Origin of the sequence: Streptomyces sp. NPDC020965 (assembly GCF_044333555.1) — a bacterium.
In the GTDB taxonomy this organism is placed as follows: Bacteria; Actinomycetota; Actinomycetes; order Streptomycetales; family Streptomycetaceae; genus Streptomyces.
The window spans coordinates 274,002-288,335 of the sequence record NZ_JBIRRE010000005.1; the positions used below are offsets into that span (position 1 = coordinate 274,002).

The following is a 14,334-nucleotide window of genomic DNA, read 5'->3' on the forward strand; positions in this document are numbered from 1 at the left end:
CAACGTTGTCCGAGGGGGGCCTCCGTTGAGCCTGCACGATCTCGCCGCGCCAGGTCTCGAACAGTGCGGCGATCCGCGCTACCGCATCGCCGAGATACGCGCCGCCGACCCGCTCGGCGCCGACGCCCTGCTGTCCGCCGTACCCGCTATGAACGCCCGCGCCGATGTGCCCGCGCTCATCGCCGCGCTGCGCGCACTCGTACCCGATCCCGCCGACGCCACCGCGCTCGGCATACCCGACGCCCTCGCCGCCATGCGCGACCTGGGCCTGCTCCTCGGCTCGCTGAAACGCCACGGGATCCAGCCGGTGGCCGCCGTGCCCGAGCTGCTGCCCGCCCTGCGGGCGCTGGGGCGGCGCACCGACATGGTGCCGCGCGACACCGTGCACCACTACACGACCTGGAACCCGGTGGGTCACCGGCAGCGGATGTACACCGGCGACGAGATGGAGGGAAAGCTCCAGGACGCGGTGCGGATGGTCTTCCCCGGTCTCGTCGCCTCGCTGGACTCCTGCGCGGAGCTGGCCCGCCTCGAACCGTACGATCCGGCCTTCGCCGACGCGCTCGACCGCACCGCGGGGCACGTTCAGTCGATGGTCGAATCCATCGACTTCACCACCGCCCATGTCGACCCGGTCTTCTTCGCCCAGGAGATGCGCCGCTACTTCGAGGAAATCGATGTCGGGGGCGTGGACTACCTCGGCCCGGCCGCCGCCCAGGTGCCGCTCTGGCTGGTCGATCTGACGCTCTGGCAGTGCGACCGGGACCATTCGGCGTACGACGCGTTCCTGATCGATTCGGTGGCGTACAGCCTGCCGTCCTGGCGGGCCCACCACGCCGCCCACCGGGGCGCCACCTCCGCCGTCTCCAAGCTCTCGGCCGCGATCAGCTGGGAGGCGACCGACCGGCTGCCGCCCCAGCTCACCCGGTCCGCCGTCGCCCTCGCCCGGGTGCTACGCATCCTCAAGTCCTTCCGGGCCCGGCACATCACCATCGCCCGGAAGGCGTACAGCGAGGAGGTGCGGATGTACGAGATGGGCAGCGGCGGGGCGCCGATCGCGCTGCTGCGTGCGGTGCTCGATCTGACCAGGGACAACGAGACGCTGGTGCGCCGGGCGGTCGAGCCCCCGCGCCCTGGTGCCGGTGCCGGCTGCCGCGCAAAGCCCCGTACCGAGCCCCGTACCGAGCCCCGTACCGAGCCCTGTCCCGAGCCCTGTCCCGAGTCCCTTGCGGAGAGCACGGCGAGCTGTCCGGGGTCCCGTACCGGACCCGGCGGTGAACCGGACGCCGCGCCCCGCCGTAACTCCGGTGACGAGGCCCGTACCGAGGCCCGTGCGAGGCCCCCCGCCCGTACCGCCCCCGATGTGCCAGGAGAGACGACCCCATGACCCACTTCTTGATCGCCGGTGGCGGTGTCGCCGGGCTCACCACGGCGCTCGCCCTGCACCGCGCGGGCTTCGGGAGGATCACCGTCGTCGAGGCGGCCCGGGAGATCCAGCCGATCGGGGCCGGGCTGAACATCATGCCCAACGCGGTGCGCGAACTCGACGCGCTCGGCCTGCTCGGCCGGCTGACGGAGCGTTCGCTCGCCACCCGTGAGCTGCGCTACTACCACCGCAGCGGCTCCCTCGTCTCCCGCGAGCCGCGCGGCGCCGGCGCCGGCTACCGCTGGCCCCAGTTGTCCATCGCCCGCGGTGAGCTCCAGCTCGCCCTCGCGGACGCCGTCCGGGACCGGCTCGGCGACGGCGCGCTGGTGCACGGCGTCCGGGTGACGGCGCTGGACCGGCTCCCCAACGGCCGCCCCCGGGTGCGGCTGGAGCACCGCGACGGCGCGCGCCGGGGCAGCACCGCCCTCGAACCCGATGTGCTGATCGGCGCCGACGGCATCCGTTCGACCGTGCGCGCCGCCCTCAACCCCGGCGAGGGCCCGCCCCCGTGGAACGGGATGCTGGTGTGGCGGGGCGTCTCCCGGATGCCCGCGAGCCGGATCGGCGACTTCATGTTCATCGCCGGCGACGACCGGCAGAAGGCCGTGGTCTACCCGATGACCCCGGAGGACGGCGCGGGCACGGTCCGCGTCAACTGGGCGCTGGCGATGCCCGCAGCCGATATCGACCCGACGGCGGGCGCGGACGGCGCCTTCCGGGGCGACTGGAACCGCGCCGTCCCCGTCGAAAGGTTTCTCCACCACTATGAGGGGTGGGAGTTCGGCGGGGTCTCCGTACCGGAGGTGCTGCGGGCCGCCGAGGGCGCGTATGAGTATCCGATGGTCGACCGGGAGCCGCTGCCGCGCTGGTCCCACGACCGGACCACGCTGATCGGTGACGCGGCCCACGCGATGTACCCGATCGGCTCCAACGGCGCGACCCAGTCCATCGTGGACGGCCGCGCCCTCGCCCACGCCCTGGTCCGCCATTCCGATCCGGTCGAGGCGCTGGCGTCGTACGAGGCGGAGCGCAGACCGGCGATGACCGAACTGCAGCTCGCCAACCGCAGACAGGGCCCCGAGGTGGTCATCAACCTCGCCCACGAGCGGGCCCCCGGGGGCTTCACCGACATCGACGAGGTGATCCCGCCCGCCGAGCGCGCGGAGATCGCGGCGCGATATGCCGCCACCGGGGCGTTCGATCCGGCGACGGTCAATCTGGGCTCGCCGTACGACACGGCCGCGCACGCCCCCGCCCCGTACGCCACGGAGTACGCGGCGATCGGCTTCGAGACGACGCAGTATGAGCCGGCCGCTCTCGACTCGGCGGACCTCGGCACGGCGGACCTCGGCACGGCGGATCCGGGGGCGACGGATGGGGAGACGGCCACTCTCGGCCCGGCAGCCTCGGGCACGGTGCTCGGCCCCGCGTCGGGCACGCTGCTCGGCCCGGCCGCCACGGACGCCGGTGCGACGGTACGTCCGACAAGGTGAAACCGGGTGCGCCCCCCGGCTCCCGGCCACAGGGGGCGCACCCGCCGGACGGCCGCGCGCCGTGGCTCGGGAGGGGCGCGTACCACTACCGTCCTTGGGTGACGGAGAGACGCACACCGCCGTGCGTCCCCTCGGATGCGTACCTCCCCTGCGAAGGTGGGTCCCGTGAAGGCCATTCGTCGATTCACCGTCCGCCCCGTCCTCCCCGAATCTCTCCGCCCACTCAGCGAACTCGCCCGCAACCTCCGCTGGTCCTGGCACACCGAGACCCGTGACCTGTTCCAGACCGTCGACCCCGACGGCTGGCAGGCCGCCGGCGGCGACCCCGTGCGGCTGCTCGGTGCCGTCTCCGCCACCCGGCTGGCGGAGCTGGCCGGCGACCGTCGCTTCCTCCGCAGACTGACCGCAGCCGCCGACGACCTGGACGACTATCTGCACGGTCGCCGGTGGTACCAGACGCAGACCGACGGGCCCGACGGCCCGAGACTCCCCGCCGCCATCGCCTACTTCTCGCCCGAGTTCGGTGTCATGGCCACCCTGCCCCAGTACTCGGGCGGCCTCGGCATCCTCGCGGGCGACCACCTCAAGGCCGCCAGCGACCTCGGCGTACCGCTCATCGGCGTCGGTCTCCTCTACCGCCACGGCTACTTCCGCCAATCCCTCTCCCGCGACGGCTGGCAGCAGGAGCACTATCCGGTGCTCGACCCGAACGAACTGCCGGTCAGCCTGATGCGGGAGCCCGACGGCACCCCCGCGCAGGTCTCCCTCGCCCTCCCCACCGGCCGCTCGCTGCGCGCCCACATCTGGATCGCCCAGGTCGGCCGCGTCCCGCTGCTGATGCTCGACTCCGGCGTCGAGGAGAACGCACCCGGCGAGCGCGAGGTCACCGACCGGCTCTACGGCGGCGGCAGCGAACACCGGCTGCTCCAGGAGATGCTGCTCGGCATCGGCGGCGTCCGCGCGGTCCGCGCCTACTGTCGGCTGACCGGCCACCCCAACCCCGAGGTGTTCCACACCAACGAGGGCCACGCCGGCTTCCTCGGCCTGGAACGCATCCGCGAGCTGGGCACCGGGGACGATCCGCTGGACTTCGACGCGGCGCTGGAGTCGGTGCGGGCGGGGACCGTCTTCACCACCCACACACCCGTCCCGGCCGGTATCGACCGCTTCGACCGGGAGCTGGTCGCCCGCCACCTCGGCGACCGGGGCGAGCTGTCCGGCGTCCCCGTCGACCGGGTGCTCCGGCTCGGCCGGGAGACCTACCCCGGTGGCGAGCCCCATCTCTTCAACATGGCCGTGATGGGGCTGCGGCTCGCCCAGCGCGCCAATGGCGTCTCCACCCTCCACGGCTCGGTCAGCCGGGACATGTTCGCCGGCCTCTGGCCCGGCTTCGACCCCGCCGAGGTGCCGATCGCCTCCATCACCAACGGAGTGCACGCCCCGACCTGGGTGGCGCCCGAGGTGTTCCGGCTCGGCGCCCGCCGGATCGGGGTGAACCGCACCGAGGACGCCCTCTCCGTCGGCGGCTCCGACCGCTGGGACGCCGTCGCGGACGTCCCCGACGGCGATGTCTGGGAACTCCGCCGCGAACTCCGCGAACAGCTCGTCACGGAGGTGCGCGAGCGGCTCCGGGTCTCCTGGCGCCAGCGCGGCGCCGGCGCGGCCGAGCTGGGCTGGATCGACGGCGTGCTCGACCCGGACGTGCTCACCATCGGCTTCGCGCGCCGGGTCCCCTCGTACAAACGCCTCACCCTGATGCTGCGCGACCGCGACCGGCTCACCGAGCTGCTGCTGCACCCCACCCGGCCGGTGCAGATCGTCGTGGCGGGCAAGGCGCACCCCGCCGATGACGGCGGTAAACGGCTCGTCCAGGAGCTGGTGCGGTTCACGGACGACCCGCGGGTGCGGCACCGGATCGTCTTCCTGCCCGATTACGGCATGGGCATGGCGCAGAAGCTCTATCCCGGCTGCGACGTCTGGCTCAACAACCCCCTGCGCCCCCTGGAGGCGTGCGGCACCAGCGGTATGAAGTCGGCGCTGAACGGCGGTCTCAACCTCTCCGTCCTGGACGGCTGGTGGGACGAATGGTACGAGCCGGACTTCGGCTGGGCGATCCCCACCGCCGACGGCGCGGCGACCGACGACGACCGCCGCGACGATCTGGAGGCGGCGGCGCTCTATGAGCTGATCGAGAACCGGGTCGCGCCCCGCTTCTACGACCGGGGCGCCAGCGGTGTCCCGCGCCGCTGGATCGAGATGGTCCGCCGCACCCTGGCGAACCTCGGCCCGAAGGTGCTGGCGGGTCGGATGGTCCGGGAGTACGTGGAGCTGCTGTACGCCCCGGCCGCGCGGGCCCACCGCGCGCTGGACACCGCCACGGCACGCGAACTGGCCGAGTGGAAGGCGCGGGTGCGGGCGTCCTGGCCCCGGGTGACCGTCGACCACGTGGAGGCGCTGGAGCAGACCACCGCCGACGATTCGGCGGAGCTGGGTGCGACGCTCGGCCTACGGGTGCGGGTGGCGCTCGGCGAGCTCCAGCCGGACGATGTCGAGGTCCAGGCGGTGGCGGGCCGGGTCGACCCGGACGACGCCATCGCGGACGCCCGCACCACCGCGCTGAAGCCGACCGGCGGACCTGACGTGGAGGGCCGCTGGGTGTACGAGGGGCCGCTCTCCCTGGACCGTACGGGCTCCTTCGGCTACACGGTCCGGGTCCTGCCGGCCCATGAGTTGCTGGCGTCGAGCGCGGACCTCGGCCTGGTGGCGCTGCCCGCGGAGTCGGCGGGGGAGGGCGCGGGGCTGCTGATGCGGTGATCGGGCGCCGGTGGGGGGAGCCGCGCGGCTCCCCCCACCGGCGCCCGGCACCCGGGATCGCGTCAGGTCCTGTCCGGGCCCGACAGGATTGCCCGGACAGGACCTAGTCGCCCAGTTCACCGCCGCGTATGCCGTCCAGGAAGCGCTGCCATATCGCCCCGGCGAAGACCAGGGCGCCCCGCCCCCGGTCCTTGCTGTCCCTTATCGCCTGATGGCCGGAGCCGAGTCGGCGGTGCTCGACGCAGTTGGTGTTGGAGCCGCTGAGACTGCTGGTGTGCCAGAGCCCTTCATCCCGTTCCCCCGTACATCGCCCGGGCACTGACCCCTGAGTCATGATCTGCTTTCCCTGAGCAGCTCGCGAATATATGTTCGAGACGCGGAGGGGGACAATGCGGCGGCCGTCAAGTCGTCCCATGCTTTGGCATACCGCTGGATATCCCCCTTTTGTTCGAGCAACGTACCACCGGACATGTGCTCCAACCAGATGACCTCTACCGGGGGTTCGCCCCGCAGCTCGAAGATCGTGCAGGGGACGTACTGTTCCATCGGAAGAGTGGCGTCCAGCGGGAGAATCTGGATGGTGATGTTCCGATGCCGGCCCGCCTCCAGAAGGTGCTCCAGTTGCTCCCGCACCACCGTGGGGCCGCCGCCGATGCGATGCAGGGCGGGCGTGTCGATGACCGTACGCAATTGGAAGTCATGCGATTCCTCCAGCAGATGCTTCCGCTTGAGGCGCATCTCCACCAAGGATTCGGCCTTCTCCAGCGGCTCGACGGCGCTGAACACCTCGCGCATATACGCCTCGGTCTGCAACAGCCCCGGAATGACTACCGGTTCGAACATGCGTGAGAGCTGGGAATCGGACTCCAGTGTGAGGTAATCGCGCAGGGTTTCGTGCAGCAGCGGGCCTTGGCTGCTCCACCAGTCCACCTTGTGGATCTCCTTGGCGAGCCGCTTGAGGTTCGCGCGCTGCTGTTCGTCCGTGACTCCGTACAGGTTGAGCAGCGTGGTCAGGTCGAGGGGCCGGATGCCGCGCTTGCCGTTCTCGATCTGACTGATCTTGGGTTGCCCACACTCCAGCGCTTCGGCCGCGTCCTGGACGCGCATGTTTGATGCGAGCCGGAGTTGACGTAATTCGCCGCCGAGTCGGCGGCTGCGCATGGTGGGCATATCGCTTTGGGCCATGGTCACATGATGACCACGTCCGCTTTCCCCTCACAACACAACCGCCCTATCTCCTGACCCTGTGGTAGGCAAGGAGTTCAGCGGAATGGTTGCCGTCGTGGATGGGGGCGACCGGGTGTGCGGACGCGATTCGAACCCGAGGCGATGATCTGTTCGAGATGGTTGGCGATATCGAATCCGAAAATGCTGCGGAGTGGACGTATTCAGTCGAAGGAAGCACCGGGAATCGAATGCGGTGCCGGGTGGTGGTGTGGGTGACTCACCGTCTGGGGTACCCGGAAGGAATCAAACCGGTCGACGCCATTCCCCTTTCGGGCGATGCGCCGACGTATCCTTCAGCCCCGCTTTGCGGATGACCCCGGCAGCGCGCCACCCGCGCCGAGCCACTCCAGCAGATTCCCGGTCACCAGCTCACCGGTCTCGTCAATGTCCGAGTCCGCGCTCAACGCGCCCAGACCGAGCCGGTAGACCGATTCCCGGTCCCGGCCGTGGCGGCGGCTGAAGAGACCGCCGCCCCCGCTGTCGTCACCGATCAGCACCCAGTGCGGGGCGTGGGCGGCCACCTCGTACGTCTCGTTGCGCTCCACGACGCTGTGCGGTCCGTGGACCAGCACGCCGTTCGGGAGCAGTACCCCGGGGGTGTGCCGCCAGAGGCGGGCGAGCGCGGGTGTCGGGCCGTCCCGGAGACCGGCGGCGAGGGCCGCCCGTACGGTCAGGAACCCGGCGAAGGACTCCGCCACGGGCTCCTCAGCGCCGGTGAAGTGGTCGTACCGGACCACGGGGTGCTCCCCGCTGACACCGGGCCCGTCGAGGACGAAGGCGAAGGTGTCACCGCAGTCGTGCTCCGTGTGGAACCGGAGCCGGTTCCCGTCGAGCCCCCGCACGAGGTCCTCGGCGAGGTCCCCGTATCCGTCGTCCGGGGCGACCGTCGCGGTCCCGGCGCCGCCGACCGTGCCGTGGCCGTACTCCGTCAGCCACCAGCGGTACGACGGCGACAGCGGCCCCACGACCGACTCCACCGATCGCAGGGCGGCCTCGCTCGTGCCGCCGCCGCGCCGGGCGCGGATCAGCGGTGACGCGTCGATCAATTCACGCAGTTGTCCGAGGTCGGGACGCATATACGGAATTCTGCCACGGCACAGTGCACCGCCCGGGAGGGACTCAAGCCCCTCCCGGGCGGGAGTGTGTGCCCCTTGGGCGGGGGCTGTTACCTCGTCATTCCGCGCTGCTCCTGCGCTACTGCTCCCGCGTCAGAACGACAGTTTGACGCTGTTGATGTAGCCGGTGTCCCGGGCCGCCCGGTCCTGTGCGCGGAGCTTCCAGGCCCCGTTCGCCACCTCGCCCGACGCGTTGACCGTGAAGGTCTCCTGGACGTTGGGCGCCGAGTCACCGCTGCTGAACGGCTTCAGCGGGAACACCGTGCCGTCCGGCGCGACCAGGTCCACCACCAGGTCACCGCGCCAGGTGTGGATGATGTCCACGGCGACCTTCAGCGCGGCCGGGGCGTTGCCCGCGATTCCACTGACGGTGACCGTCGAGGTGACCGCCGCGCCGTTGTCCGGGATGGCCACATCGGCCGCGTTCTCGAACTCGGGCCCCGGCGGGTTGCCGCCGCCGGGACGAGCGCCGACGTTGACGGCGGCCCAGGCGTCCGTCACCAGCTTGACCTCGGTGCTGGTCGCCCCGTACAGCTCGGTGGCGACCGCCAGCGTCCCGGCGCGCGCACCGGCGTAGTTGGTGGTCGAGGTGAACTTGGTCGTCAGCGCCTTGTACCAGATCAGCGCGGCCTTCTCCCGGCCGATGCCGGTGACCGGCAGACCGTCGGAGGTCGGCGAGTCGTAGTTGACGCCGTTGACCGTCTTGGCGCCGCTGCCCTCGGAGGCCAGGTAGAACCAGTGGTTCGCCGGCCCCGACGAGTAGTGGACGTCCACCCCGCCGATGCCGGAGTACCAGGCGTCCTTGGACAGGCCGTCCCGACTCGGGCGGTCCATGTACCGCAGCGGGGCGCCGGTCCCCCTGATGTCGATCTTCTCGCCGACCAGGTAGTCCCCGACGTCCTGGGGGTTGCCCGCGTGGAACTCGACGGCGGCGGCGAAGATGTCGGAGGTCGCCTCGTTGAGGCCGCCCGACTCACCGCTGTAGACGAGCTTGGCGGTCGCCGATGTGATGCCGTGCGTCATCTCGTGCGCGGCGACGTCGATCGAGGTGAGCGGTTTGACGTTGCCCGCGCCATCGCCGTACGTCATGCAGAAGCAGCTGTCGGTCCAGAAGGCGTTGGAGTAGTTGTTGCCGTAGTGGACGCGCGAGTACGCGCCGACACCGTCGCCCCTGATACCGCTGCGGCCGTGCACGTTCTTGAAGTAGTCCCAGGTCAGCCCGGCACCGTAGGCGGCGTCCGCGCCCGCGGTCTCGGCGTCGGCCGGCAGCCCGTTGCCCCAGACGTCGTCCGGCCCGGAGAACAGGGTGCCGGTGCCGGAGGTGCCCCGGTTGAGGTTGTACGTACGGGTGTTGCCGCGCCCGGGGTCGGTGAGGTTGAAGGTGCTGCCCGCCGCGGTGCTGCCCAGCGTCACCTGGCCGCTGTACTGCGTGTTGCCGGTGCCGTTCTGGACGGCCTGCCACTCGTACAGCTTCTTGCCGGTGGTGGCGTCGGTGACGACATGCAGTTCATTGGGCGTGCCGTCGTGCTGGAGCCCGCCGACGACCGTTTCGTACGCCAGGGTGGGCCTGCCCTGCGCCAGCCAGACCACCTTGCGCGGCGCGCGGTCGGCGGCGGCCCTGGTGGACCCCTCGGCCTTCGCGCGACCCAGCGCCTGCTTCTCGGCGGCGGCCGGGGCGATGTCGGCGCTGGTGTCCACGTTCTTCAGCGCGGCCGGTGACGCCTTGCTGACGGACTCGGTGGCCCCCGCCCTGTTCTCGGCGACCACCAGATCGCCACCGAGGACGGGAAGCCCGCCGTAGGTGCGCTCGTACCGGGTGTGGACGGTGCCGTCGCGGTCCTTGGTGACATCGCGGACGACGAGCTTCTCCTGGGCGGTGAGGCCCAGCTCCTCGGCGGTGGCGGCCGTGGTGGCGCTCTGCGCCCGTATCAGCTCGGCGCGCTGGGCGGGGGAGAGGCTCAACGGCAGCGCGCCGCTGTCCGCCACGGCCGCCCGCGCGGTGGTCCCGGTGGCGGGGTCGGCCGCCGAGGTCCCGGCCTGGAATCCGACCGCGAGCAGGGCGGCGGTGGCTATGAGTGCTCCGGTCGCGGTGGCGCGACGGCGATGCGTGGATCTCACGCGGACTCCTTCTGCGAGGGGGGTTACCGGACGGCGGAGTGGCCCGTCCGGGCAGAGCCTCTGGAGCGGTTGGTGCGTGTGGTGCGGAGAACGGGGGAAGAGTGGCAGGAAAGCCGCGCACATGTCAGGGCCGCGTCAAGAATTGGCCAGAACTCGTCCGTTGACCGAGTGCCCGTGTTCGTTGACCGGACGTTTCGCCCGTTGTCGGGGGTGTTTCCGCGATGTGTCGCCGTGTGTACGGCGGGACCCGGAGGTTGAGCCCCGTGGGCGCGTGAATCAGGACCCGCCTCGGTCGTGCCGGTCGTACGGTGCGGAGCCGGATGGTGTCGTCCAGCGGGGCGTACGGGCGGATGAAGGCGCACTCCTCGCCCCGGAGCGGGGTGTGGCGGTCGATGATGTGCTGCGGGGTCGGGGTGGTCCACGGCAGCGCCCAGGGATTGACCGGGAGCGGCACGGGCGCGAACCGGCCGCTATGGCGTCCTTGAGCCGGAAACAGCAATTCGAGCACCCGTAACAGGGCACGGCCGATAGCCTGGCGCATGAGTCGATCGGCTCCTGGTGAAAGCTGGGTCGGCGAGCCCCGGTGGCCGTTGTAGCGGTCCACCGGGGCGCTTCTTTTTGTGGGGTCGGTGGTGCGTCTATCGGGTGGGCGGAGCCCGATGCCCCCGGGGGACCCGCATTTCGCTTTCGAGCCCGGCGAGAAGCACCTCGGCGACGGGGTCGGAGAAGTCGAAGCTGCACCGGCCGGGATGCTGTGCGAACAATGTGCAGGCATCCGTCCCACCCGGGCAGTCGGGCCGGATGAAGACGGCCTCCGCGTCCCGGCCGTCGGACCATATGGCCCACATCTCGCCCTGCCGGGCGTCATCGAGCTGCCACACCAGATCGAAGTGGAATCCGGGCGGATGCGCTTCCAGGCGGCAGCGGAGATGCCGCACCATGTCGCGGAAGTCGCCGTTCCCGATCGCCAGCATGTCCGCGAAGAGGCTGCTGGGCACGGTGGCGAACGCCCCGCAGATCCGGGCCTCGTTCACGCCTCGGCCTCCGGCGCGGGTACGGGGACGTCGTCGTGCTGAGGGTGCCGCCGCAGCAGAACACGGCAGTCGGCGGCGGTGGTCTCGTCGCCGTCACGGACCGCCCTCCGCAACCTGTCTCGCAGCCGCCGACAGAGCAGACACCCTGTCGCGGTGTCGGCCTGACCGGGGGGCCTGTGCTGGTCGGTCATCGGTCACTGTCCCTTTCGCCGTGCGGGAATGCTGGATGTTTCCCTGACACGGTCGCGGGTCCGTGCGTACGCTTAAAAGGGGGTCAGCTTGGACAGTTCCAACTGTCCAACGGATTTCGGGAGTTCGTTTGAGTGTCGAAGCTGAGAACGACGACCCAACAGCTTCACCGCTCAAGCACTTCGGGAGCGAAGTGCGGCTGGAGCGGGATCGCGCGGGCATGTCGCGCGAGGATCTCGGGTTAGCGGCGAGATGCGGCTACTCACTCGTCGCCAAGATTGAGTCGGGCGCCCGTGTCCCGCCTCTGACGTTCGCGGAGAGCTGCGACCGGGTGTTCCCGTATTCGCAGGGACGCTTCGTCAGAATGTGGCCGATGGTGTTGCGCTACGCGTTCCCGCCGTGGTTTCGGCCGTACGCTGAGCTGGAGCTGATCGCCACGTCCGTGCGGATGTTCCAGCCGCAGCTAGTGCCCGGGCTAGTGCAGACGGAGTCCTACGCACGCGCCGTTCTGCGTACTGGCCGCCCTGTCAACCTGGACGACCTGGTGACCGCTCGCATAGCTCGTCAGCGCATCCTGACGCGCGACAACCCAGCGGGACTGTGGCTGGTCCTTAATGAAGCCGTGCTCACGAACACCGTGGGGGACGAATGCATCATGCGGGAGCAACTTGCCCATCTTTGCCAGCTTGCGGAAACACCCAGGCACCGAGTCCAGATCATTGAAGATAAGGGGAGCCACCACGGCTACCACTGTCCATTCGGTGTGTTGTCGTTCAATGAGGGGGCGGACGTAGTTCACGTCGATGGCTTCCCCAGGAGTTATCTTCTCGCTGAGCAGGACGATGTGTCGACGGCGCGGAATGCCTATGATCTGCTGACAGCCATGGCTACGCCGCCGGACGAGTCGGCCAAGTTGATCGACTCCGTTTTGAAGGACAACTACTCATGATCCAGGTCTTCGTTCCTGAGAGTGACTGGCGAAAGTCCACGTACAGCGGCAACAACGGCGGTGAGTGCGTGGAGTGGTCACCGTCGTACGCGTCGATTCATCGCGTCGTGCCCGTACGGGACAGTAAGACCCCTCGCGGACCGATACTCACCCTCACCCCCACCGCCTTCGCCGGGCTCGTCCGTTTCGCCAAGGCCGCGTCCATCTGAGCCGTACTCGCGAACAGGCCCCACCGCGCTGCTTGAGCGGTGGGGCCTGCCGGGGTTCACGGGTAACCCCATCCAGAGGTCAGACCGGGGCCGCGTACGTGAACTCGTACGCGGTCCACTCGGCGACCGGGACGTACCCGATGCGCTGGTAAAGCGCGTTGCTGGTGGCGTTGGTCGCGTCCGTGAAGAGGACGACATCCGTCGCGCCGTCGGCCCGCGCCGCCCGGCTCGTCTCGACCGTCACGGCCGCCGCGTAGCCGTGGCCGCGCAGCGGGGCCGGGGTGTAGACGGGGTCCACCTGGCTCAGGCCCGCGACCATCGGGTTCAGGCCCGCCATGGAGACGGGGGTGCCGTCCGGGGTCTCCCAGAAGGTGTAGCGCTTGTCGGCGAAGCGGGTGCCGGCCCAGGAGTCGGCGTCGATGGAGACGGCCTCCCCGACATCGGCGGCGAACCCGGCGCACCAGCGGATGAGTTGCTCCCGGTCCCGCTCGCCCACGACGCGGCCCCGGCCGGCCGGGAACGGATCCGGTGGGGTGAGGGTGCCGAGGCGGTTCAGGCGGAGCCGGGTGCGGACGGTCGGGGTCGCGCCGGTGTGCCGCTGCCAGGACTCGGCGAACGCGGCGGCGGTGGCGTCGTCCGCGCTGACGGACGGAAGGGAGTGCCCGAGGGCGGACAGGTGGGCGGCGAGGGTGTCGGCCTGCTCCGGGGTGAGGGGGCCGAGGCCCACGCCCCGGTTCGGCAGGCGGAAGAAGGTGCCGAGGATGTCGCCCGCCCGCTCCAGCCGGCCGAAGACGGGCGCCTGGGCGCCGAAGGAGGCCGCCCCGCGCAGGCGCACTCTCTCCGCCCAGGTCAACTGCATCATGTTCGGGACGGTGCGCGAGCGCAGGAAGTCTCCCGCTCGGGCGAGGAAGTCGTCGACGTCTTCGGTCAGGTGCCAGTCATCGGGGCTCATGGTGGCGCATGATCGCTCAGGCCGTGGGCGGGCGCACATGGTTTTCCCGGGGCGGGGCGAGGGCCGTTCCGATGTGTCGGAGGAATGCGGACTTCCTCTGGCGGACGCGCCGGGAGCGCCTCTAGTGTCCTCGTACCCGTCGCCGTGGCGGGGCCGCGTCCCAGGAGTGCCGCTATGCGTGTCCACCTCGTCACCAAGGTCCTGTCGCCCATCATCATCGGTGGGTTCCTCATCGGTGCCGCCGGTCAGATCGCCAAGATCGTCATCCCCGAGGACCGGGCGGCGACGCACTCGGTCAGCGCGATGAACAAGGCCGAACTCGTCGGCGCCTGAGTCGGTCGGGGGGCATTGGACGGCGGGTGGGTCAGCGGCCGTCCGAAGTCCCTCGGTCATGTATGCCGGAACGCCGGGCGTGGGCGATATGCCCCCCGGCCCGCCACCGGCGGTCCCGGGCCGCGAACGTCACGGCGGTCCCGGGCCGCGAACGTCACGGCGGTGCCGCAGGCAGGCCCGTCCGCCCCGGCCCGGACGCGTACGCACCCCGTCATTTTTGAGACGGGCCGGTGCCGACCGGTCGGTGATCGGCCGTTGATTGGCCGGAGATAGGTCGGTGCCGCACCGGTGATAGGCCCGGTGAGCGGCGAGTTGGTACCCCGACCCGCGCATGGATATGCCTCCGGCAACCCGTTCCGGTTGTCGATCGGCCGCGCCCCTGGCCCGCTGTCCACCCGGGGCGCAGTGCCCGTACGGCAGTGGGTGGACGGGCGTCCGTCCTCGGCCCTGGGAGTCGGTCCGGTCCGCGCCGGAG

General features: G+C 70.6%; 13 protein-coding genes. 6 read left to right on the forward strand and 7 right to left on the reverse strand.

The window, feature by feature from the left end; translation table 11 throughout:
- The first annotated feature begins 25 nt into the window (after nt 1–25).
- The 3 genes from ACH4S7_RS17715 (at nt 26) to glgP (ending at nt 5,733) form a co-directional block, all read left to right on the forward strand.
- Complete coding sequence (locus ACH4S7_RS17715; RefSeq protein WP_398522113.1) at nt 26–1,387, forward strand: monodechloroaminopyrrolnitrin synthase PrnB family protein; 1,362 nt, start codon at nt 26–28, stop codon at nt 1,385–1,387.
- Nucleotides 1,384–2,919, forward strand: coding sequence for a flavin-dependent oxidoreductase (locus tag ACH4S7_RS17720; RefSeq protein ID WP_398522114.1), 1,536 nt, complete (start codon nt 1,384–1,386; stop codon nt 2,917–2,919). Before ACH4S7_RS17715 ends, ACH4S7_RS17720 begins: the two co-directional genes overlap by 4 nt.
- Nucleotides 2,920–3,084: 165 nt before the next feature.
- Nucleotides 3,085–5,733 (forward strand): alpha-glucan family phosphorylase, encoded by a 2,649-nt coding sequence (gene glgP / locus ACH4S7_RS17725; protein WP_398522115.1) that lies wholly within the window; start codon nt 3,085–3,087, stop codon nt 5,731–5,733.
- A 103-nt stretch (nt 5,734–5,836) separates the two neighbouring features.
- Here glgP and ACH4S7_RS17730 read toward each other — a convergent pair whose 3' ends face one another.
- From ACH4S7_RS17730 to ACH4S7_RS17755, 6 genes are all read right to left on the reverse strand, one after another.
- Nucleotides 5,837–6,067 carry a DUF397 domain-containing protein gene (locus ACH4S7_RS17730; RefSeq protein WP_398522116.1) on the reverse strand — a complete coding sequence of 77 codons (231 nt, stop codon included), beginning with the start codon at nt 6,065–6,067 and terminating at the stop codon, nt 5,837–5,839.
- Nucleotides 6,064–6,918: a helix-turn-helix domain-containing protein gene (locus tag ACH4S7_RS17735; RefSeq protein WP_398522117.1), complete on the reverse strand. Its 855-nt coding sequence runs from the start codon at nt 6,916–6,918 to the stop codon at nt 6,064–6,066. Before ACH4S7_RS17735 ends, ACH4S7_RS17730 begins: the two co-directional genes overlap by 4 nt.
- A gap of 335 nt (nt 6,919–7,253) precedes the next feature.
- Entirely contained in the window at nt 7,254–8,036 is a 783-nt protein-coding gene (locus ACH4S7_RS17740) for an SMI1/KNR4 family protein (protein WP_398522118.1), read from the reverse strand.
- A gap of 132 nt (nt 8,037–8,168) precedes the next feature.
- A complete protein-coding gene (locus tag ACH4S7_RS17745) occupies nt 8,169–10,193 on the reverse strand; it encodes a M4 family metallopeptidase (RefSeq protein WP_398522119.1) in 2,025 nt (674 codons plus the stop codon).
- 638 nt (nt 10,194–10,831) lie between these two features.
- The gene (locus tag ACH4S7_RS17750) at nt 10,832–11,227 is read right to left on the reverse strand and encodes a hypothetical protein (RefSeq protein ID WP_398522120.1); all 396 of its coding nucleotides are present in this window, start codon (nt 11,225–11,227) and stop codon (nt 10,832–10,834) included.
- Nucleotides 11,224–11,418, reverse strand: coding sequence for a hypothetical protein (locus tag ACH4S7_RS17755; protein WP_398522121.1), 195 nt, complete (start codon nt 11,416–11,418; stop codon nt 11,224–11,226). Before ACH4S7_RS17755 ends, ACH4S7_RS17750 begins: the two co-directional genes overlap by 4 nt.
- Nucleotides 11,419–11,546: 128 nt before the next feature.
- Here ACH4S7_RS17755 and ACH4S7_RS17760 point away from each other — a divergent pair, with 128 nt between their 5' ends.
- Nucleotides 11,547–12,365 (forward strand): Scr1 family TA system antitoxin-like transcriptional regulator, encoded by an 819-nt coding sequence (locus ACH4S7_RS17760; RefSeq protein ID WP_398522122.1) that lies wholly within the window; start codon nt 11,547–11,549, stop codon nt 12,363–12,365.
- The gene (locus ACH4S7_RS17765; RefSeq protein WP_398522123.1) at nt 12,362–12,574 is read left to right on the forward strand and encodes a DUF397 domain-containing protein; all 213 of its coding nucleotides are present in this window, start codon (nt 12,362–12,364) and stop codon (nt 12,572–12,574) included. Before ACH4S7_RS17760 ends, ACH4S7_RS17765 begins: the two co-directional genes overlap by 4 nt.
- Nucleotides 12,575–12,653: 79 nt before the next feature.
- Here the strand turns inward: ACH4S7_RS17765 and ACH4S7_RS17770 are convergent, their stop codons facing one another.
- Nucleotides 12,654–13,526 carry a GNAT family N-acetyltransferase gene (locus tag ACH4S7_RS17770; RefSeq protein WP_398522124.1) on the reverse strand — a complete coding sequence of 291 codons (873 nt, stop codon included), beginning with the start codon at nt 13,524–13,526 and terminating at the stop codon, nt 12,654–12,656.
- Nucleotides 13,527–13,700: 174 nt separating this feature from the next.
- On the opposite strand from ACH4S7_RS17770, the gene ACH4S7_RS17775 reads away from it, so the two are divergent.
- Nucleotides 13,701–13,859 carry a hypothetical protein gene (locus tag ACH4S7_RS17775; protein WP_398522125.1) on the forward strand — a complete coding sequence of 53 codons (159 nt, stop codon included), beginning with the start codon at nt 13,701–13,703 and terminating at the stop codon, nt 13,857–13,859.
- Nucleotides 13,860–14,334: the final 475 nt, after the last annotated feature.